We start from the raw sequence: 21,137 nt of genomic DNA on the forward strand, positions 1-21,137 counted from the left end.
TTCGATGTGAGGGTTGGGCATTGCGTCGAACGGAATCATCCGAATCGCACGCAGAGACAGAGCGGCCGTGACATGTCAGCGGCCCAGGAACTTCGGCGCCCGTTTTTCCAGGAAGGCCGAGGTCCCTTCCTTCTTGTCGTCGGTCGCGGCGCACAGCGCGAAGAGCTTGCCTTCCAGCGCGAGTCCTTCCGGCAAAGCCGCGTTGAGCCCGAGGTTGACGGCGTCGATCGCATAGGCGACGGCCAGCGGCCCGTTCGCGGCAATCTGCGCCAGAATCGCTTCCGCCCGGGCGATCAGGCTGCCGGCCTCGACGATTTCATTCACCAGACCGATCCGATGCGCTTCTTCAGCCGACACCATCTCGCCGGTGAGGATCAGTTGCAGCGCGATGCCCTTGCCGACGAGGCGAGGGAGCCGTTGGGTCCCGCCAAAGCCGGGAATCAGCCCGAGCTTGACTTCGGGCTGGCCGAACTTCGCGGCGGGACTCGCCAGCCGGATCGTGCAGGCGAGCGCGGTCTCGCATCCCCCGCCGAGCGCCAGCCCGTTCACGGCGGCAATGACCGGCTTGCCGAGATGTTCGACGAGATTGAGCAGGTCCTGGCCGGCACGCGTGCGGCGCTCGGCTTCGATCGGCGTCGCGGTCGCCAGCTCGCCGATGTCGGCGCCGGCGATAAAGGCGCGATTGCCTGCGCCGGTGATGATGACCCCGCGAATCTGCGGGTCGTCCCGCGCATCCTGGAACGCCGCATGCAGTTCGGCGATCGCCTTCTGGTTCAACGCATTCATCACCTCGGGGCGGTTCAGCGTCACGTAGGCCGTCGCCTGCCTCTTTTCGTAGAGGATGGTGTCGAAAACGGGGAATGACAGGGTGTTTGACATCGGATCGATTTCTCAAATGGATGATTCGCGCTGATTCCGCACCAACGGCGCTCGAATGACACGAACGAATGTGTGCCCCGTGGCGTGTGCCGTCGTGCTGCGCACCGGCGCACGGTCGCTTCAGGCGTCGAGTACCTGAATGTTCTCGACGACAGCGGCGAGAATCATGAAATTCAGATTGACGGGCTTCGGCCGCAAGCGGGACGGCCGATAGACAAGGTCGCCGACATGTATCGCCTCGTGCGACAACGCGCAGATACCGCGATGCCGGGCGATGCAGATCTTCCAGACCTGCTCTCCGTAGTGGCATGAAGTCGGGTCATGCCATGCCACGCTGATCGTCGATATGCTTTGGCGTCCTAATATCCTGACCGTCGCGACCGCGGAAAGATTTTCCGGATGGACCATTCGTCCGACATTCTTGCCGGACGGCCGGCTGTGGTCCGCAAACTGATTCTTGCCGTCAAGCATGCCCACCATGTGTGACCATATTGGACAGTTCGGTCTGCCGATCTCCATCCTGGCGCCTCCTGTTACCCGTACGTCTTGCAAGTCAGCGATACCGGGCACAATCGATCTTAAGGTGATGCCGATCTTCAGCATATGTAGCAACACACAACGTCGCTAGCTTTTTTTCCAATGCGGAATCGTCCGATGACCGGATGGATGAGGATCGGGGGAGTGCTTGCTCAGGCAGGTCAGGACCCGCGCCGTTCGGGAGATCATGAGCAGCCCGAATGTGCCGCGGCCGAGCCGTTCATGGCTCGAGCAGTCGCGCAGCCGGGGAGACGGACAGTACAGTCTCTGTTTACTTCACAAAGTATCGGCTGGGGACTTCGCCCAGGGCACCCTTGAATGCTGTCGAAAAGGCGCTCGGACTGCTGTAGCCCAGCTCCATCGCGACGCGCGTGACGGGTTCGCCGTTGCCCAGTCGAACCACGGCAGCCAGCAGGCAGGCCTGCTGCCGCCATTCGAGGTAGCTGATGCCGGTGTGCGCGCGGAACTGCCGGGTGAAGGTGCGGCGGCTCATGCCGGCACGCTCCGCCATGTCGTCGATGCCGACTTCGAGCGATGGCGCAGAAAGGAACGCGCTGCACACTTGCGCGAGACGCGGCTCGGCAGGCAACGGGGCATTGAGCGACAGCGCCGGCATGTCGGCGATTTCGTGCAGCAACAGGCCCATCAGGTGGCCATCGCGCCCGTCGGTGGCATAGCGGGCAGGGACATCGACGGCCTTCTCCAGCAGTTGCCGCAGCAGCGGCGAAACGCCGAAGACCTGGCAGTGCCCGGGCAGTCCCGCACGCCGCGCCGCCTGCGGGTGGACATAGGTGTTGAGCATCGTCACCGGGCCGCGCATCTGCATCGCATGAGGCAGCCCCGCCGGCACCCAGATCGCCCTCAGCGGCGGGACAGCCCAATTGCCTTCACCGGTTTCCACCGTGATGACGCCGCGCGCAGCGTACGCGAACTGGCCGCGGCGATGGCTGTGCAATGCAAACAGCGCCCCGTCGGCATAATCCTTCGCCGTCACGACCACGTCGCGCGGTGTGTTTTCGTAGGGATCGGGAGCGGTTTTCGGCATGGCCCGATTCTAATTTCATATGACCTTGAATTGAAAGCGGGCCATTCACGGGCGGGGCATATTTCGTTGCGCGCCGCGGCTTCCTGCCGTGGCATCGACGAAAGACTCGCCAACCATGCAAAGAAAACACCTGATCCTTGCCGTCTTCGTGACGGCCGTCTGGGGACTCAATTTTCCGATCACCAAGCTGGGGCTGGCCCGGATCGATCCGTTGCTGCTGACGGCGATCCGCTTCACGCTGGCGGCGTTCCCGTGGGTGTTCTTCGTGAGGCGCCCGAATGTCGCCATCCGATGGCTGGCCGTGTACGGACTGATCTTCGGTGTGGCGATGTGGGCGCTGATCAATCTCGGCATCGCGATGGGCGTGCCGCCCGGCAGTGCGTCGCTGCTGATCCAGTTCAGCGCCTTCTTCACGCTCGGCTGGGGCGTGCTGCTGTTCCGCGAAAACCTGACATGGCCACAACTGACAGGCACCGTGCTGGCTGCGGTCGGGCTGGTCGGCATACTGCAGGGCAGTCCCGGCAAGGCGACGACGATCGGCTTTGCGCTGGTCATGGTCAGCGCGCTCGCGTGGAGCATCGGCAATGTCGTGATCAAGATTTCCGGGGTGCGGGAGATTTTCGCGTTCGTGGTGTGGGCAAGCCTGTTCCCGCCGATACCGCTGTTCCTGCTGACCGCGTGGCTGCATGGCGCGGCGCCGTTCGTCGCGCTGGCATCGCACGTGAGCGTCGTGGCGGTCTTTTCGCTGGCGTTCCAGGTGTATGCCGCGACGCACTTCTGCTACTGGGGCTGGAACTTCCTGTTGCGCGAGTATCCGGCGTCGAGGGTGGCGCCACTGTCGCTGCTGATTCCGGTGTTCGGTACCGTCAGCTCGATCTTCATCGTGCATCAGGCGCCGAGCGGGTCGGATTGGGTTTCGATTGCGTTGATCCTGTCGGCGCTGGCGATCGGTCTGAAGAAAGGGCGGGCGGTCTTCGGCCGGAAGCGTGCGACTCCGCTGCCGCAACGAAGCGCTGACATTGGCTAGGTCTCGGCGGAGGCGGACTTTTCGTCACGCGTTCGTCATTTGAGCGCGCCGCGCAGTTTGATCGCGATGTCGAGCTTCGAGATCCAGCCGGTGTCGTCCAGCCGCGCGCCGAGGATATTCTCGATTCGCTCCAGCCGGTAGTTGAGCGTGTTCGGATGAATGCCCAGCACGCTTGCGGTCGCCTTACGGCGCTGAAGCTGGTCGAAGTAAGTGCGGAGCGTTTCGAGCAAATCCGGTTCACCGGCCAGCTGCTCGACCAGGGAAACCAGATACCCCAACGCGCGTTTCGTTCCGCGGATGCTTTCTTCGACGGCGATTTCGGAATACAGGCGCACCCGATCCTGTTCGGCGCGACGCCGGCCGAAGCAGAGCGCACGGCCCGCTTCGTCCGCGGACATCGCCCAGCCCGACGCGCCTTCGCCGGGGAGACCGACGCCGATTGCGTCGATCTCGGGCAGCGTATCCGCGATCGACGCGATCTGCCTGGCCATCTGAAGATCGCTGATGCCCGTCAGGTCGCCGAGCCGGACAGGTATCCAGACGAGCAGCCGTCCGCGAAACCAGATGTCGAAGAGATCGTCGACCGGCAATTTGAGGCGCCGCGCAGTCGCCGCGACGATCCGGTCGATCTCGCTCTTGAAGCTGGGCGAATTGCTGTCGATCGCGCCGACATCGATGGCCAGCGCGATGCGCGGAACGGTCACGTCGAGGCGAAGTGCGGCGGCCGTCTTGGAGAACCCGTCGGCATCGTCGGGGAAATTGAAAATGATGCTGTGCAGCTGATAGCGCAGCGATTCTCGCCAGCGCGCCTGCTTGTATTGCTCCTGCAGGTAAGTCTGCGAGACCTCTTGCGCCAGGATGTCGAAAAATTCCATCAGGTACGGCGAAACGCTGAACAGCAGCTCGTCCCGCAGGGTGTCGTTGTTCTCGTCGAGTTCGATGTAGAAGCACCATAGTTCGCGAGATCCGAGCCGAAATGCGCGCAGCAGCGCTTCGAGCGGAACGCCCTGGTAGACGCGGCGGCGCGCGTACTCGCGGAAGCGCTCGAGCGACTCCTCCGACGGCAGGCTGCCGGACAACAGCGTGTCGAGCCAAAGCCTGGAGGACAACGCGATCGAATTGCGGATATCCAGCTTCGTGGTCGAATCGAGGTCGGCATACGGCTGGACGTTCACCAATGCCTTGTACACGCGCTCGACGAACACCGCGTAGTTCTGGATCACGCTTGCGGTCCACTGACGCAAGGCCGGGGAGATGTCGGGAATTCGGGTTGTCACGCTCTGTCGCTCCTCGGATGGCTCCTCGAATGGGGGCGCTTCGGGTCGTGCGGCGCGATGTGCATGCCGCAGAAGGGTTCGGCAATGCCGGTGCTACGTCGCGCGATGTTGCGGCGGCGCCGCATCGGATTCCTTTGCTTCGCCGCGATCGATCGGCGTGACACCCAGCCCGCTCTGGACGGCCTCGAACCGGGAGCCGACCTTGAGCTTCTCGAAGATGTTCTTCAAGTGCCATTTGATCGTCTCGGGCGCAACGCGCAATGCACGCCCGATTTCCTTGTTGGACAGGCCGTGGGCGATGTGGTTGAGAATCTCGATCTCGCGCGAGCTGAGCAGGTTCCGGGCAGCGCGCGTATCGTCGTCGCTGGCCGGCAGCCGAGGCTGATCGAACGCGGCGACGAGCCTGTCCAGGAAGGCTTGTTGAATACCCGCCAGGTCGGGCGTGTCGTGTGCCCATTTCGTCAGCAGCCGCAGCGCCGGTGCGCCTTCGTCGACAAAACTGCCGATCATGCCGTTCGCCTGTGCGTAACGCAGGGCGTCTTCCAGTGCTTCGAACGCCGCGTCGTGCGCGCTTTCCTGCCGCAGCTGATGAAGCTGCGCGAGCGCCAATGCGTGCAGCAGCGACATCCGCGCTTCCAGATATTTCATGCCGGCCCGGGCCAGCGTGTTCTTCAATTCGTCGAGGCGTTCGGCGGCCCGATCGGGCTTGCCTGTCGCGATGTCGAGCCGCGCGTTCACCTCGCACCAGCTGGTCCATGTCTCGAGGAAGCTGCCCATCGGCGCCGGAATCTGCTCGGGCATCAGCGCTGCCAGTTCGTCGGCCGCTTCCTTCGCGCGATCGATCCAGCCACGTTGCACGCATAACCGCACGATTTCGGCGTCGCACGCGGCATGCATGCGCAACCAGCGCCGGGACGCAGCGATTTCCGTGCCCTGTTTCAGGCACAGCAAGGCCGACGCGATATCGTTGTCCCGCGCGTACAGCCGGGCCGCGATACGGCAGTAGTTCGACAGCGAGCCAAGCGGACACGTCTCCGCCGTAATGGCCGAGCGGTCGTCGATCAGTTGCCGGGCGCGGGACAAATCATTGCGCTCGTAGCACACGGCCGCCAGGTAGCCCGCCGGAACCGCCGCCGCGGCGGAGTTGCGGCCGACGTTCGCTTCCGCGCGAGCGATTGCCGACTCGAACAGCGCGGCAGCCTCCGTCGGGCGGCCATGCATCAGCATGTTCAGTCCGAACATGCATTCGCTGTAGACGCTCGCGTAGACCGATTCGTGATCGTCGGGGGGATCGGCCGCTCTTTCGCGCCCGATCTGCTCGACCTCGTCGAAGCGGCCATCGTGCATCAGGCCGAAGACCTGCGCCGTTTCGCCGATCCGTCTGACCCACGCCGAGACGGGCAGGGGCGACGCCGCGACTTCGCGGCCCAGCTCGAGCGACCGGTAGCTGTCGTCGCGAAAGCCGGAAAGCGCCGCGTCCACGGCAATCACCTCGATCGGCAGCGTCTCCTCCTGTTCGCCTTCCATCGGCGCGCCATCGACGTGATGGCGCGCGAGGCCCGATTTCACCGACCGCAATACGTCCTCGGCCTCCGACACGCGCATCAGAAACGCAAGCGACCATGCCTTGGCAAGCAGCAGCCGCGATCTCGACTGCACCAGTTCATCAGGCAGCTTGCCGATCAGGCTCAACAAACCGCTTACGTCGCTGCGATTCATCAACGCCATCGCGCAGTTTTCGACCCAGGTCGCGGCCTGCGGCGCTTCGCCGGCGGCCAATGCATGGCGCACGGCCTCCGGCCATTGCCGCGCGTCGGCGAACCACTGACTGGCGCGATGGTGGAGTCGCGGCATGTCGCCGGCGAGTTGCCGGGCGGCTCGCCGCCTCAGCGCTTCGGACAGCAGCGCGTGATACCGGAACCATTGCCGCTCGTCGTCGAGCGCACGGATAAAGAGGTTGTGGCGCTCCAGCCAGTCGAGCTTTTCCCAACTGCGTGCGCCGGCGCCCATGATCGCGTCGCAGAGTCCCGGGCTCAGGCGATCGAGAATCGACGTCCGCAGCAGAAACTGATAGACGGCCGGCGGAAGGCGGGTCAGCACCGCATCGTCGAGATAGGCATCGATGCCGAAGCGGTTGCCGGCGAGATCGCGCGCCAGCTGCGTGGTGTCGGTGGTTTCCTTCAGCGACAGGGCCGCGAGCTGCAGGCCTGCGATCCATCCTTCGGTCGCGTCGTTGAGGCGCTCGACGGCGGGGCGGTCGAGCGGCGCGGCGGCCGTGCGCGCGAAGAACGCTTGCGCGTCGTCCGCGGAAAAGCGCAGGTCGGATTCGTCGATCCGCAGCAGCTGGCCCTGAGCCTGGAATTGCGAAAGCGCCAGCCTGGGCTCGCCGCGCGCGCCGAGCAGGACGTGGAAATTCTCGGGCGCGTAGCGCAACAGCCGGAGCATCGCAGCGCACACCGGGGCCGACGTCAGGCGGTCGAAGTCGTCCAGGATCAGAAAGACCTGCTTGCCGCAGGTCGCGATTTCATTGAGCAGCACGGAGATGACGGTTCTGCCGGGGGTCAGCGGATCCTTGCGCAGCAGCTTTTCGGCTTGCTGCCCGACGCCGCCCGTGCCGTGGCTCAGCGACGCGACGAGGTACGCGCCGAGCTGGTCGGGATCATCGTCGTCGCTGTCGAGGCTGAGCCATGCGACGAGCTGGTGCCGGGTGCGGAGCAGTTCGCACCATTCGGACAACGTCGTAGTTTTGCCGAAGCCCGCCGGCGCGATGATCAGCGTGACCGTGTGCTCGGCCGCGGCAGCGAGTTTTCTCAGCAGCGTCCGGCGCGTCACCCGGCCTCGTGGCGGACGCGGCGGAGCCATTTTCGTTCTTATTAACGAGAGATTCCAAAGATTTTCATCAGAATCGATCGGTAAGTTCATTGCAATCTGCCCGGAATTCACCCCGCCATGATAATCGGAGTCACGGTGCGGGCGATGAGGGTTTTCCCACGGGAGGGTGGGGTGCCGGCGTGACCCCCCCGGCGCGCTGCCCCCTACCTCCCCGTCGTTGCGCACACGCCTGTCCTGCCTCCCCGTAGTCTTGCATCAGGTTCATGTCCGACCGGCTCGCGGTGACGCGATCGTCGCGCCGGGAACACGTGATGCGTCGGGTCCAGCGTCTGTCAACAGTCTGTCGAGGAATCAATGGTGCGTGCCGCTTCGCTGGTCGGTCAGTCGTCATCGGCCTATGCGTACCCGCTGCTGATCAAGCAGCTGCTCCATACGCCGCTCGCGGTCAACCCCGAGCAGGAGATCGTGTACCGGGGACAGACGCGGTACGACTACTGGACGCTGCGTCACCGCATCGGGCAGCTGGCCAGCGGACTGCAGGCGCTGGGCGTGAGGCCGGGCGACACGGTTGCCGTGATGGATTGGGACAGCCATCGCTATCTGGAATGCTATTTCGGCATCCCGATGATGGGCGCCACGCTGATGACGGTCAACGTCAGGCTGTCGCCCGAGCAGATCGCGTACACGCTGAACCATTCCCGTGCATCCGTGCTGCTGGTCAACGCAGAGTTCCTTCCCTTGCTCGACAGGATCCGGGGTGGGCTGTGCGATATCGACCGGTTCGTGCTGATCGATGACAGCGGCCTCGCCGACTTGCCCGCCGCCTTTGTCGGCGAGTACGAGGCGCAGCTGGCGGAAGCGTCGCCGGATTTCGACTTCCCCGATTTCGACGAGAACACGCGGGCCACGACGTTCTACACGACCGGCACGACGGGCGCACCCAAAGGCGTCTGTTTCACGCACCGGCAGATCGTCCTTCACACGCTGGCGACGACGACCGCGCTCGCGAGTGCGCCGAAGCAAGGCCGCCTCGACCGGGACGACGTGTACATGCCGATCACGCCGATGTTTCACGTCCATGCGTGGGGGCTGCCGTACGTCGCCACGCTGCTCGGGATCAAGCAGGTGTATCCCGGCCGCTATGCGCCGGAGACGTTGCTGGATCTGATCCGGCGCGAGAACGTCAGCTTTTCGCACTGCGTGCCGACCATCATGCAGATGTTGCTGACGAGTCCCGCCAGCAAGGACATCGACCTGAGCCGCTGGAAGGTGATCATCGGCGGCTCGGCGCTGCCGAAGGGGCTCGCCCGGCTCGCGCTGGAGCGGGGCATCGACATCTTTGCCGGCTACGGGATGTCCGAGACCTGTCCGGTGCTGACGATCTCGCAGGTCAGGACGTCGATGCTCGACGACGCGTCGCAGTCGCTGGATGTCCGGACCAAGACGGGCTTGCCGATTCCGCTGGTCGACCTGCGCATTGTCGACGCGGACATGCATGACGTTGCGCACGACGGCAAGACGCCGGGCGAGATCGTCGTGCGCGCACCGTGGCTGGCGCAGGGCTATCTCGACAACCCGGAAGCGTCCGAGACGCTGTGGGCGGGCGGGTATCTGCACACGAACGATATCGGTTTCATCGATAGCGACGGGTATCTGCAGGTGACGGATCGCATCAAGGACATGATCAAGTCCGGTGGCGAATGGGTGTCGTCGCTCGAGGTCGAGAGCCTGGTTTCCCGTCACCCGGCGGTCGGCGAGGTCGCGGTGATCGGCATCCGGGACGACAAGTGGGGAGAGCGGCCGCTGGCGCTCGTCGTGCTGAAGGCCGGCGAGGTCGCGGACGCGGACGCGATTCGCGCGCACCTGGCCGCGTTCGTCGAACGCGGGCTGATTTCGAAATTCGCGATTCCCCAATCGATCCTGTTTGTCGAATCGATCGACAAGACCAGCGTCGGAAAAATCAACAAGAAGGCGCTGCGCAGCCGGTACGCGAGCGCGTGACCGGCGCATTTCAGGCAGCCGTGGTAGCCGCTGCCGCAGCCGCCCGCGCGAGCGAATCGTAACCGTGTTGGTGTTGTGACGTGCAACGGAGTCGCGCGATCGGCGCGCGGCTGTGGGGCTTCTATTGAAAATAATTAATCTGGTTTGGAGGCAGGGAATGAAATCACCATGGCGTCAGGGAGCGCTCGGCTTTTTTGTCGCGACATCGCTGGGTACGACGTCCGGACTGGCGCATGCCCAGAGCAGCGTCACGTTATACGGCGTACTCGACGCGGCGGTGCTCTACACGAGCAAGTCGCTGAATCTGGCGACGGGAGCGAATGACGGCCACAAGTTCGCGCTGGTCGACGGCGCCGCGTCGGCGTCGCGATTCGGCTTGCGCGGCGTCGAGGACCTGGGCGGCGGGCTGAAGGCGACGTTCGTCCTCGAAAGCGGCATCGATGTGCCGAGCGGCGGGTTCGGCAATTCGAACGGCAACATGTTCGGCCGTCAGGCCTGGATCGGCTTGAGCGGCGACTTCGGCACGGTGAAGGCCGGTCTGCAATATTCGCCGTTCGTGCTGTCGCAGATTGCGACCGACGCGCGCGATATCGCCTATTTCGGCAGCGGCGCGGTCATCTACGTCGACAACCTGCTGGTCACGGGGCTGTTCAACCAGAACGCCGTTTCCTATACGAGTCCGGTCGTTGCGGGCTTTCAGGGCAGCGCGATGTTCGGCTTCGGCGGGAAGGCGGGCGATTTCCAGTCGGGACGGCAATACTCGGCCAGCCTGAAATACCAGGCCGGCGGCTTGCTCGTCACGGCGGCGATGTACAACGGCAACGCGGGCGGTACGGCGGCGACGCCGATCCCCAGCACCGTGCCGTTCACCGGCCGCTCGATCGGCGCGGCGTACAGCATCGGCAATCTGACCGTCAAGGGTTCGTACGCGCTCTTCAAGGTGAGCGGCTCGTTCGACAACCGGGTGTACGGCGGGGGGGCAAGTTACGCCTTTACGCCCGCCGTCGAGGCCGACGCGGGCGCGTGGGTGACGAGCGACGGCAACGATACGGCCAATCATTCGGTCCTGACCGCGGTCGGATTGCGGTATTTCCTGTCGAAGGCGACCACTGTATACAGCCAGGTCGGGCTGGTGCACAACCATGGCCGGATGGACACGGGGCTGGCGATCAACGGCGCGCTGTTCGAGGGGGCCGGCACGACGGTCGGTGCGGTGGTCGGCCTTCGCCATACGTTCTGACGGCGCGATCGACGCCATCGGCTGGCGGGGCGACGCCCCCGCCGGCGCACGAATTCGCGGGGGCCGGCCCACGGTCGCACCCAGGTGCATTGTGACTAATCACAATCGCGATGTTCGATTTCACGATATTCGCGGCATCCGTCCGCGCTTACCATCGAAAGTCGGGTCGCGACACGCGTGTTCGCCGTCCGACGTGTCCTTTCAGCGCGAATGCGGAAAGGGTGTCCGGCCTTCGCGGCGGCCCGTCCGGGCCTTCCCTCGTCGTGTTCATTCAATCATCGAATCCACGTTGCGGCATCCCGTCGTGCCGTTTTCTTCCGTTGCCGTGAGTACTTTGCAGATGCGTTCGTCTACCGCCCCGACTCTCGTTTCGATTGCGGCAAGCCTGTTGCTCGAAGGATGTGCGCCCGCGCCGTCGGTCGCGGTATTCGGCGCGGGTTTTCCGGATTGGCTGTTCTGCATCGTCGGCGGGGTCCTGGGTACCGTGATCGTTCATGTCGTGCTGGGCAAGGTCGGCAAGCGCGGCTTGCTCGCGCCGCTGGCCGTCAGCTACCCGGCCCTTTCCGCGTTGCTCGCGATGGCCTTCTGGCTGCTTTTCTTCCCCCACTGATCACGCGTACCGCATATGTCCGACGCTTCCGGCGCCCCGCGCAAAAAGTCCCTTCCCGCGTTGTTCATCGTCGTTGCCGCACTGGTGCTGCTCGGCGTCGTGCTGTGGCGTCTCGATCGTGCGCCGAGCACGGATGACGCGTATGTGTACGCCGACACGATCAACGTCGTGCCGGAAGTGAACGGACGCATCGTCGAGTTGCCGGTGCGCGACAACCAGCCCGTCAAGCAGGGCGATCTGCTGTTCCGGATCGATCCGCGACCGTACCAGGACGCGCTGAATCAGGCGCGCGCACGGCTCGTGACACTCGACAAGCAGATCGCGCTCACGCAGCGCTCGGTCAACGCGCAGCAATACAACGCCGATTCCGTGAAGGTGGCGGTCGAGCGGTCCCGCGCGCAGGCAGGTCAGGCGGCCGATACGCTGCGCCGCATGGAGCCGCTGCTGGCGCAAGGCTATACGTCGGCGGAAGACGTCGATCGCGCCCGCACCGCGCAGCGGTCGGCGCAAGCCGAATTGAACGCGGCGATGCTGCAGGCCCGGCAGGCTGCCGCCGCGGTGAGCGGCGTCGATGCGCTGGTCGCGCAGCGCGCCGAAGTCGACGCGCAGATCGCGATCGCGGAATTGAACCTCGAGTTCACCGAGGTGCGCGCGCCGTTCGACGGACGGGTTGCCGCGCTGCGCACGACGGTCGGCCAGTTCGCGTCGGCGCTCAAGCCGGTCTTTACGCTGATCGATACCCGACATTGGTACGTGATCGCGAATTTCCGCGAGACGGACCTGAAGGGCGTGCATGCCGGCCTGCCGGCCACCGTCTATTTGATGAGCGACACGGGCAAGCGGTTCGACGGCAGGATCGATTCGATCAGCTACGGCGTGCTGCCCGACGATGGCGGCGTGGTGATGGAGGGGTTGCCGCGCGTCGCGCGCAGCATCAACTGGGTGCACGTGTCGCAGCGCTTCCCGGTGAAGATCGCGGTGCAGAACCCGGACCCGGACATGTTCCGGATCGGCACGTCGGCGGTCGCCACGCTGCGGCGCGACGCGTCCGCGCGGGATGCGTCCCGGTGAGCATCGCATGAGCACCGCGCAAACCGCGCCGAGCAGCCTTCAGCGCTTCGCAAGCTTCGTCGGCGGCGAGATCCGCCCGTACCCGGGGCGCATGAACGTGACGTTGCGCTGCGTTCTCGCGAGCGCGCTCATCATCGTCACGTCGATGGCGCTGCAGGTGCCGCTCCTCGCGTTGTCGCTGATCGTCGTGTTCTACGTGACGCAGGCGAATGTCGTCGTGACGCGCCTGATCGGCACACTGTTCGTCATCGGGTCGACGGTGGCGATCGGCTGCGCGATTCTGGTACTCAAGTTCACGTACGACTATCCGCTGCTGAGAATCCTGCTGGCAGGGGCGCTGTTCTTCGTCAGCGTCTACCTGATGCGGGTGGCCAAGATCGGCGTCGTATTCTTCATCGTCGGCCTCGTCGTCATCTACGTGCAGACGTTCGTCGATCGGACCGATCAGGCCGAACTGCTGGTGCGCGCGACGCTGTGCGTCTGGGTCGCGATCAACTATGCGATCGCGGTGACGCTCGTGATCAATACGCTGTTCCTGCCCGCGGAACCCGTGCGCCAGCTCGAAGCCGCGATGTGCGGGCAACTGGCTGCAATCGATGCGAGCCTGGCTGAATTCGGGCAACGCGGATCGGTCGCAAGCGTGCCGGGGGCGCGCGACATCCAGGCCGGGATGCTGACGCTCCAGAAGCTGCTCCGTTTCGCGACGATGCGGGATCCCGCCTATCGCGCGAACCAGGCTTTGCACCTGGCGCGGGTCGCGGCGGTCTCGCGGCTGTACGCCGCGACGGGGCACCTGCCGGTCTCTGCCGCCGGATTGACGGCCGACGCGATTCCCGCGCTGCGTGATGCATGCGGGCGTCTCCAGCACGCGATCAAGACCGGCGCACCGTTTGTCGCGCCCCGGCCGCTGGTCGAGCTGAAGGCCGACGGACTGCCGGGTGCGCTGGCGGAAATGCGCGATGCATTGCTGGCGTTCGCGGATCGGTCGGCTGCGCCGCCATCCGCCGAATCGCCGGCCGAGCGGGGGCGCCAGCTCGTACCCGATGCGTTCACCAACCCGGTCTATGCGCAGTTCGCGCTGAAGACGCTGATGGCGGCGTTGTTCAGCTACGTCTTCTACATCGCGACCGACTGGCAAGGCATCCATACGATGATGCTGAGCTGCCTGATCGTCGCGCAACCGAGCCTCGGCGCGACGACCCAGCGCGCGGTGCTCCGGATCGGCGGCGCGATCGTGGGCAGCGCGCTGGCGCTCGCGATGGTCGTGTGGGTCATCCCGCATCTCGACGGGATCGTCGGGCTGCTGCTGATGGCGTTGCCGGTGATCGCGCTGAGCGCGTGGGTCGCCGCGGGCTCGGAGCGCATCAGCTACGCCGGCACCCAGATCATGTTTACGTTCGCGCTGGCCGTGCTGGAGCAATTCGGTCCGACCACCAATCTCACCGAGATTCGCGACCGGATGGTCGGCATCCTGCTCGGCGTGGCCGTGTCGGCGGTCGTCCACGCGTTTCTGTGGCCCGAGGCCGAAGGCGAAGCGCTGCGTCAGCGCGCGGCCGCACTGGTGCGCCGGGTCGGCGCGCATCTTCGCTCGGGCGCGACCGGCCCGGTGCCCATTCCGCTGTGGGGCGAGCTGGGCGACAGCGAAGCCATGTCGGCTCGCGTCGCTCTGGAGCCGGGCTGGCAGATGGCGGAAGGGCAGCCGGAAGGCCTGACCTTGCGCATGCAGACCTTGCTCGCGCAGATCCGGGAAGTGCTGCTTGCGATCGATGCCTATGGCGCGGAGCGGCGGTCGCTGAGCCTGCCGATGCCGACCGAGACCGCGGCGACGGCGTTTCAGGCCGACCTTGCCGCGTCGCTCGACAGCTAAGCGCAAGCACTGGCGGCGCATCCGCTGGTGGTCGATGCGCCGCCGCGCGCGCCGCTCGATGCGTTGTCGGAATGCTGCGCGGCCGACCAGTCGACGCAGCCGGCCGAAGCGACGCGCGCCGCCTACGCGCGATTGTTGACCCGCGCCGGGAACCTGGCCAAGCAGATATCGGCGCTGCCGGCTTGGGCGCCTGAGCCCGTCGGCCCCGCATTCACCTCGCGAGCTTCGCAAGCATGACCGTTTCGTTGATCCGATTTTCCTATTCGTCGCTGCGCTGTGCCGCCGTCGCCGCGCTGACGTGCGGGATGTGCGCATGCGCGCTGATCCGCCACGACGCCAAGCCGCTGCCGACGATCGATGCCGAACGCATCCGCATTGCCGACGACATTCATCTTGCGAACGACGGCTGGCCGTCGGCGCGCTGGTGGATACGCTACGACGATCCGCAGCTCGACGCGCTGGTCGAGCGCGCGCTCGCCGACGCGCCGAGCATCGCGATCGCGCGCACGCGCGTGTCGCAGGCCAAGGCCGACGTCGACCTCGTGAAAGCGGGAACCAATCTGCAAGTGACCGCGCTCGGCTCGGTGGATCGCGAGCGGGTGTCGGGCAATGGCTTCCTGAGCGCGTATTCCGGCAATCAGCCGCTATTGGGGGCCTCGGGGCCTTGGTACACGGAAGGCATCGTGGGCCTCGGTGCGAGCCTCGACGTCGATATCTTCGGCAAGCAGCGCGCGCAGGTGGCCGCGGCGCTGGGCGTGCACAATGCGCGCCTGGTCGAGACCTCGGCCGTCGAACTGGAAATCGCTGCGGACTTCGCGCAGCTTTACTACGGGATTCAGACGACCTATCGCGCGATCGACCTGCTCGAGCAGTTGCGCGATGTCGCGGTGTTTTCGGTGAATGCGCACGCCGCGCGTGCGGCTCGCGGGCTCGAGCCGCAGACACAGACGGAGATCGCACGCGCGCAGCAGCTCGCGACGGAGCGGCAGATCGTGGCCGCCCGAGGGCGCATTACGCAGCTGCGCGAATCGCTGCGGGCGCTGATCGGGGCCGGGCATGCGGACCTGGGCGAGATCAGGCCCGTGCCGCTGCCGGCGCTGCCGTCGTCGTTGCCGACGACGCTCTCGTACGCATTGCTGGTGAGACGCCCGGATCTGCAGGCGATGCGCTGGTACGTCGAAGCATCGTTCGACAAGATCGATGCGGCGAAGGCCGCGTTCTACCCGAGCTTCGACATCAAGGCGTTCTTCGGTGTCAACGCGTTGCACCTGGGCGACCTGTTCACGCATGCGAGCCAGCAGATCAATCTGGTTCCCGGGCTGACCTTGCCGATCTTCGACGGCGGCCGGCTCAACGCGAATCTCGGCAGCGCCCGCACCGCGAGCAACCTGCTGATCCTGCAGTACAACCAGTCGGTGCTGAACGCCGTGCGCGACGTCGCAACGACGGGCAGCCAGCTTCAGGATCTCGACGAAGAGGCGAAGCTGCAGACGGAGAAGATCCGTGCCGTGACGTTTACGCAGGACAGCGCGGATGCGCACTACCGGCAAGGGCTGGCGAGCCGGCTGAGCGCCGTGGAGGCGAAGCAGGCCGTGCTGCTGGAACGGATCGCGCTGCTCGACATCGACGGGCGGCGGATCGGCCAGGACATCGCGTTGACCAAGGCGCTTGGCGGCGGTTACCGGACGGATGCGCCGGTCGTCCTGAACCCGCGGTGAGGCAGACCATGTCCGACGAGCTTTTGCGATCCGGTTGCGGCGACGCGCTGCGCGACGCGGACGGGCTGCGCATGATGCTGAGCGTCCAGCTGTCGATCCGGCACACGCTGAACCAGAGAATGCTGGCGACGCTCGAGATTCCGTTCTCGCAGGGTAGTGCGCTCGTCCATCTTGCGTGCGGCGAGACGGTGTCATGTCAGGAACTCGCGCGGCTGCTCGGGTGCGGGACCAGCCGACTGTCGCGCCTCGCATGTGACCTCGAGCGTCGCGCGCTGGTCGTCCGGCGCCGGAGCAGCCGCGATGGCCGGGCACTGGATCTGTCGCTCACGCCGGCCGGGCGGGCGATCGCGGAGCGCGTCCCTGCCGTGCTCGCGGAAGCCGAGCGTGTCGTGCTGAGCCGCTTGTCGGCAGAGGAGCGGGTGTTCCTGAAGCGGTTTCTCCACCGGATTCTCGGAGCGATCGACGTGTAACCGTCGACGCGTAGCCCCCGACGTGTAGCCCGTCATTCACACATCGATCTCGCCAGTTTGCCCGAGCGCAGGGCGTTCGCTATCGACGAGCCACACCTTTCCGAAACACCCGAATCGAATTTCGTCACGTGTCACAACCCGTTCTGATTGCTTGCCACATTTGCGACACGCTGGTGCGCAAACCGCGACTCGCCGGAAAAATGACCGCGCGCTGCCCGCGCTGCAACGAGGTGCTCGTCCGCAGCAGCACGTCGCAGCTCGAGCGCATCTGTGCGCTGACGCTCGCCGCACTCGTCACGTTCGCGATCGCGCAGTGCTTCCCGATTCTCGAAATGGACGTGAACGGCATGCACGTGCAGACGACGCTCGTCGGCGCGCTCGAAGCGCTATGGAACCAGGACATGCGAATCGTCGCGGCAATGGTGTTCTGTTCGACGCTGCTGTTCCCGCTCGTCGAGATGGCGGCGCTCCTCTACGTGACGCTTCCGCTACGCGCAGGCTGCGTGCCGCCAGCCTTCGACGCGGTGCTGCGGGCTATCGGGCAGGTTCGGCCGTGGGGGATGATCGAGGTGTTCATGCTGGGCATCCTCGTCACGATCGTGAAGATGGTGAGCCTCGCGCAGGTGGTCCCCGGCGCAGCGCTGTTTGCGTTTGCCGCGCTCACGCCGATGCTGGCCGCGGTCGTGATGGTCGACCTGCGTGCGCTGTGGGACATGGCCGACGAACTCCGCGGCCACCCGGACGACGAGGCGGCAGCCCGATGAATGCGTTGAATCCGCTGACCGCCGCTCGTGCGGGCATGGCGAGCTGCCACGCGTGCGGTCATGTGCAGAAGCGCGCGCAGCCGCACGCTGCGACGGAACGCTGCGCGCGCTGCGGCGCCGCGTTGCACCTGCGCTTCCCGAACAGCGTCGCGCGCACGTGGGCGTTCCTGATCGCGGCAATGATCCTGTACATCCCGGCCAACCTGTTGCCGATGATGCGCACCGCGTCGATCGTCGGTTCCCAGGAGGACACGATCATGAGCGGGGTCGTCTATTTCTGGGTGTCGGGCGACTGGCCGCTTGCGGTCGTCGTGTTCGTCGCGAGCATCCTCGTGCCGATGCTCAAGCTCTGCGTGCTGCTGATCCTCGTGATCAGCGCACAGCGGCGTTCCACATGGCGGCCGATGCAGCGCACGAAGCTATTCCGGATCGTCGAGCGCATCGGCCGCTGGTCGATGCTCGACATCTTCGTCGTGACGTTGACCGTCGCACTCGTCCACTTCCGTTCGCTCGCCACCATCACGGCCGGCCCCGGCGCGCTCGCATTCGGCTCGGTGGTGGTCCTGACGATGCTCGCGTCGTTGCAGTTCGATCCCCGTCTGATCTGGGATCCCGTCGAAACCTCAGGGAAACACGATGAATAGTCCGCAAGGCCCGCAGCATGATTCGAGTCAGGGGGCCGGCCATCCGGGGGCCGGCCATCCGGGCGCCGGCCGGCCACCGTCCATACCGGATCCGGTGCTCACGAAGCGCGCGGGCTGGCTGCCGTCGCTCGTCTGGCTCGTGCCGCTGATCGCGGCGCTGATCGGCATCGGGCTCGTCGTCAAGTCGGTGCGTGAACGCGGTCCCGAGATCACGATCGGTTTTCGCAGCGCGGAAGGGCTCGAACCCGGGAAGACGCAGGTGAAGTACAAGGACGTCGAGATCGGCATGGTCAAGACGATCACGCTCGCGAAGGACCTGTCGCACGTGCTGGTCGACGTCCAGCTCAAGAAGGAGGCGGAGGATTTCGCGGTGAAGGGCTCGCGGTTCTGGGTGGTGAGGCCGCGCGTTGGCGCAAGCGGCGTATCGGGGCTGAGCACGCTGCTGTCGGGCGCGTACATCGGCGTCGACGCCGGCCATTCGAAGGATGCCGAACGAACCTTCATCGGACTCGAAACGCCGCCGGCCGTAGCGGGCGACCAGCGAGGCACGCAGTACACGCTGCGCGGCGATTCGCTCGGCTCCGTCGACATCGGCTCGCCCGTTTACTACCGGCGCGTGCAGGTCGGCCAGGTGGTCGGCTTCGCGCTCGACCCGCTCGGCACGGGCGTCACGTTCACCGTGTTCGTCAACGCGCCTTACGACCAGTATGTCCACACCAATTCGCGCTGGTGGCAGGCGAGCGGTGTCGACCTGCGGCTCGATTCGAGCGGCCTGAAGCTCAACACGCAGTCGCTCGCGACCGTGATTCTCGGCGGCATCGCGTTCCAGGCGCCGGACGATCAGCCGGCCGGGGACGTCGCCGCGCATGACACGGTGTTTCAGCTCGGCTCGGACGAAGCGCAGGCGATGCGCGATCCGGACGGCGAGCGCGTGCCGGTCGTGATGAACTTCAACCAGTCGCTGCGCGGGCTCGCGGTCGGCGCGCCGGTCGACTTCCGCGGGATCGTGCTCGGCGAAGTCACGAACATCGGCATCGACTACGACGCGAAGGCGAAGAGCTTCACGATGCCGGTGACGATGAACCTTTACCCCGAGCGGCTTGGCAAAAGCTTCCGGAACGCGATCCGGACCAAGGGGGAGACCGAGCGCCGCGAGATTCTGCAGCGGCTCGTCGAGCACGGGCTGCGCGGCCAGTTGCGCACCGGCAATCTGCTGACGAGCCAGCTGTACGTCGCGCTCGACTTCTTCCCGACCGCGCCCGCCGTGAAGCTCGACATCAGCCATGAGACGGTCGAGGTGCCGACCGTGCCGAACACGCTCGATGAACTGCAGTCGCAGGTCGCCGATATCGCGAAGAAGCTCGACAAGGTGCCGTTCGACCAGATTGGTGCGAACCTGAACAGCGCGCTCGGCAACGCCGACAAGCTGTTCAGGCAGCTCGACACGCAGGTGGCGCCCGAGGCCCGCGACACGCTTTCCGCCGCGAAGCAGACCTTCACGACCGCCGAGGCGACGCTGCAGCAGGATTCGCCGCTGCAGTCCGACGTGCGCGGCGCGCTGAAGGAGCTGACCCACACGCTTCAATCGCTGAACATGCTCGCCGACTATCTGGAGCGGCACCCCGAATCGCTGCTGCAAGGCAAACCTGGAGACAAGCCATGACCGCACGCCTGCAACGATTCGCCCGCTTGCTCGCGGGCGCCGGCGGGGCCGCAGCCGTGGCGGTGTCGCTGGTCGCCTGTTCGTCGCCGCCCGCGCGGTTCTATACGCTGGATGCGAACGGTTCCGGTACGTCGCAACCCGGGGCCGCCAATCCATCGTTCCTGATCCAGGTGCCTGCCGTCGATGTGCCCGAGCAGGTGGCGAAGAACCAGCTTGTCGTGCGGAAGGGCGCGGCGCAGGTCAGCGTGCTCGAGCAGGAGCGCTGGGCGTCGCCGCCGGCCGACGAGATTCGCCGCGCGTTGTCGACTGCGTTGACGCACGAGCTCGATACCATCGACGTCGCCGAATCCGCGTATCCGCCGGGCGTGCCCGTGTACCGCGTCAGCGTGAACGTGCAGCGCTTCGAATCGTGGCCGGGCGAGCGCGCGGTGCTCGACGCGGTCTGGAGCGTGCGCTCGCTCGCCAGCCAGGCGGTGACGACGTGCCGGACCCGCGTCGCCGTACCGGTGAAGCCCGGTTACGACGCGCTCGTGGATGGTCACCGTCAGGCGATCGGCCAGCTCGCCGCGCAAACGGCGACCGCTGTCCGTGCGATGGTTGCGGAGCGTCAGAGCGCGAAGAGGGCGGGGGCGCCGCCGGCCGCGACGAGTTGTCCTGTCGCGATGTCCGTGCTTACGCCGCAGTGACGTCGGGCCGACACGCGCGAGCGTGTCGCTGAAGCGATAGGTGGTGGCGCGAACGAGGACGAGGGGGAAGTCCTCGTGAGTTACGCATAACGCGCTTCCTGTCGTCGAGCGTCAGGTTTTAGTGCTCCGGAACTGCGCTCAGCGCAAGCTCGTCGGCGATCTTTTTCAACCTCTTGTCCCGCGTCCAGATCGCCACACCAGACTGTAGCTTCGCGGACGCGAGCAACGACGCATCGACGTAGCCGATCCCCCGGCTAAACAACTGCTGTTGCTCAATCAGATAGAAGACTTCGTCAGGTGTGGCAACGGGCACGCGAGGCAGATCGCTCAAAGCACGAAGCACGTTGGAGCGGTCGCGCAAACTGCCTAGCGATATTTCCCCGACTACATATGGATGAATTCGGACACGGCCATTGAGCAGAAGGTCGACCATAATCGGCTCTGAGTGATCGATGTGATCGATCCACACAGAGGTGTCGACGAGGATCATTCAACCTCCTGCCGACGGCGCGGCGCAGCTGTAATGCCCGGTTGACTGCCCCCGAGGGCGGCGAGCCTGCGCGCGGCTTCACGTTCGATAAGCGCTTTCAACGCTTCGCGCACAAGTGCGGACTTCTCGCTCAACCCTGTGTAGTCCTGGGCCCGAGAGACCAATTCATCGTCCAAAGCGATTGTGGTTCGCATGACAACCTCCATGACTAAGGCATGATTATGGCATCGTTTGATGCCTAAATGCGTGCCCTGAAATGGAGGGGGGCGAAAAAATAGTCGGGCCGCGCGCCGTCATGCCGCGCGGGCCCGGCTTC

The 21,137-nt window shown here is 65.5% G+C and carries 20 protein-coding genes; 13 read left to right on the forward strand and 7 right to left on the reverse strand.

The features are described from left to right. Positions 1–75: 75 nt before the first annotated feature. The 3 genes from ACV229_RS22420 to ACV229_RS22430 all read right to left on the reverse strand — a co-directional run bounded on the left by ACV229_RS22420 (position 76) and on the right by ACV229_RS22430 (position 2,461). On the reverse strand, positions 76–879 hold the full coding sequence (locus ACV229_RS22420; protein WP_448085300.1) for an enoyl-CoA hydratase/isomerase family protein: 804 nt from the start codon (positions 877–879) through the stop codon (positions 76–78). Between the two features lie 120 nt (positions 880–999). Beyond that, positions 1,000–1,398 (reverse strand): DUF3331 domain-containing protein, encoded by a 399-nt coding sequence (locus ACV229_RS22425; protein WP_448085301.1) that lies wholly within the window; start codon positions 1,396–1,398, stop codon positions 1,000–1,002. A gap of 289 nt (positions 1,399–1,687) precedes the next feature. Next, positions 1,688–2,461, reverse strand: a complete 774-nt coding sequence (locus tag ACV229_RS22430) for an AraC family transcriptional regulator (RefSeq protein ID WP_448085302.1) — start codon at positions 2,459–2,461, stop codon at positions 1,688–1,690. 115 nt (positions 2,462–2,576) lie between these two features. Between ACV229_RS22430 and ACV229_RS22435 the strand changes: the two genes are divergently transcribed. Next, the gene (locus tag ACV229_RS22435; protein ID WP_448085303.1) at positions 2,577–3,488 is read left to right on the forward strand and encodes an EamA family transporter; all 912 of its coding nucleotides are present in this window, start codon (positions 2,577–2,579) and stop codon (positions 3,486–3,488) included. Between the two features lie 35 nt (positions 3,489–3,523). Here ACV229_RS22435 and ACV229_RS22440 read toward each other — a convergent pair whose 3' ends face one another. Both ACV229_RS22440 and ACV229_RS22445 read right to left on the reverse strand, forming a co-directional pair. Then, complete coding sequence (locus ACV229_RS22440) at positions 3,524–4,765, reverse strand: PucR family transcriptional regulator (RefSeq protein WP_448085304.1); 1,242 nt, start codon at positions 4,763–4,765, stop codon at positions 3,524–3,526. A 93-nt stretch (positions 4,766–4,858) separates the two neighbouring features. Further along, the gene (locus ACV229_RS22445) at positions 4,859–7,687 is read right to left on the reverse strand and encodes a LuxR C-terminal-related transcriptional regulator (RefSeq protein WP_448085305.1); all 2,829 of its coding nucleotides are present in this window, start codon (positions 7,685–7,687) and stop codon (positions 4,859–4,861) included. Positions 7,688–7,951: 264 nt separating this feature from the next. Here ACV229_RS22445 and ACV229_RS22450 point away from each other — a divergent pair, with 264 nt between their 5' ends. The 12 genes from ACV229_RS22450 (at position 7,952) to ACV229_RS22505 (ending at position 20,331) form a co-directional block, all read left to right on the forward strand. Beyond that, a complete protein-coding gene (locus ACV229_RS22450; RefSeq protein ID WP_448085306.1) occupies positions 7,952–9,598 on the forward strand; it encodes a fatty acid--CoA ligase in 1,647 nt (548 codons plus the stop codon). A gap of 157 nt (positions 9,599–9,755) precedes the next feature. Then, entirely contained in the window at positions 9,756–10,838 is a 1,083-nt protein-coding gene (locus ACV229_RS22455; RefSeq protein WP_448085307.1) for a porin, read from the forward strand. Positions 10,839–11,127: 289 nt separating this feature from the next. Further along, a complete protein-coding gene (locus tag ACV229_RS22460) occupies positions 11,128–11,448 on the forward strand; it encodes a YtcA family lipoprotein (RefSeq protein ID WP_448085308.1) in 321 nt (106 codons plus the stop codon). A gap of 15 nt (positions 11,449–11,463) precedes the next feature. After that, on the forward strand, positions 11,464–12,519 hold the full coding sequence (gene mdtN / locus ACV229_RS22465; RefSeq protein ID WP_448085309.1) for a multidrug transporter subunit MdtN: 1,056 nt from the start codon (positions 11,464–11,466) through the stop codon (positions 12,517–12,519). A gap of 7 nt (positions 12,520–12,526) precedes the next feature. Beyond that, on the forward strand, positions 12,527–14,386 hold the full coding sequence (locus ACV229_RS22470; RefSeq protein WP_448085310.1) for an FUSC family protein: 1,860 nt from the start codon (positions 12,527–12,529) through the stop codon (positions 14,384–14,386). 27 nt (positions 14,387–14,413) lie between these two features. Beyond that, the gene (locus ACV229_RS22475; RefSeq protein WP_448085311.1) at positions 14,414–14,623 is read left to right on the forward strand and encodes a hypothetical protein; all 210 of its coding nucleotides are present in this window, start codon (positions 14,414–14,416) and stop codon (positions 14,621–14,623) included. Then, on the forward strand, positions 14,620–16,104 hold the full coding sequence (locus ACV229_RS22480) for an MdtP family multidrug efflux transporter outer membrane subunit (protein ID WP_448085312.1): 1,485 nt from the start codon (positions 14,620–14,622) through the stop codon (positions 16,102–16,104). Before ACV229_RS22475 ends, ACV229_RS22480 begins: the two co-directional genes overlap by 4 nt. A gap of 8 nt (positions 16,105–16,112) precedes the next feature. Beyond that, positions 16,113–16,574 (forward strand): MarR family winged helix-turn-helix transcriptional regulator, encoded by a 462-nt coding sequence (locus ACV229_RS22485; protein WP_448085313.1) that lies wholly within the window; start codon positions 16,113–16,115, stop codon positions 16,572–16,574. Between the two features lie 128 nt (positions 16,575–16,702). After that, positions 16,703–17,338, forward strand: coding sequence for a paraquat-inducible protein A (locus tag ACV229_RS22490; RefSeq protein ID WP_448085314.1), 636 nt, complete (start codon positions 16,703–16,705; stop codon positions 17,336–17,338). Next, a complete protein-coding gene (locus ACV229_RS22495) occupies positions 17,335–17,982 on the forward strand; it encodes a paraquat-inducible protein A (protein WP_448085315.1) in 648 nt (215 codons plus the stop codon). The genes ACV229_RS22490 and ACV229_RS22495 overlap by 4 nt, the downstream gene beginning before the upstream one ends. Next, complete coding sequence (locus ACV229_RS22500) at positions 17,975–19,645, forward strand: PqiB family protein (protein WP_448085316.1); 1,671 nt, start codon at positions 17,975–17,977, stop codon at positions 19,643–19,645. Before ACV229_RS22495 ends, ACV229_RS22500 begins: the two co-directional genes overlap by 8 nt. Continuing rightward, a complete protein-coding gene (locus ACV229_RS22505) occupies positions 19,642–20,331 on the forward strand; it encodes a PqiC family protein (protein WP_448085317.1) in 690 nt (229 codons plus the stop codon). Before ACV229_RS22500 ends, ACV229_RS22505 begins: the two co-directional genes overlap by 4 nt. A gap of 118 nt (positions 20,332–20,449) precedes the next feature. Here ACV229_RS22505 and ACV229_RS22510 read toward each other — a convergent pair whose 3' ends face one another. Together ACV229_RS22510 and ACV229_RS22515 are read right to left on the reverse strand one after the other, a co-directional pair. Then, the gene (locus tag ACV229_RS22510; protein ID WP_448085318.1) at positions 20,450–20,821 is read right to left on the reverse strand and encodes a type II toxin-antitoxin system VapC family toxin; all 372 of its coding nucleotides are present in this window, start codon (positions 20,819–20,821) and stop codon (positions 20,450–20,452) included. After that, positions 20,818–21,015 (reverse strand): type II toxin-antitoxin system VapB family antitoxin, encoded by a 198-nt coding sequence (locus tag ACV229_RS22515; protein ID WP_448074759.1) that lies wholly within the window; start codon positions 21,013–21,015, stop codon positions 20,818–20,820. The genes ACV229_RS22510 and ACV229_RS22515 overlap by 4 nt, the downstream gene beginning before the upstream one ends. Positions 21,016–21,137 lie beyond the last annotated feature (122 nt).

This window comes from Burkholderia sp. MR1-5-21, from assembly GCF_053427715.1.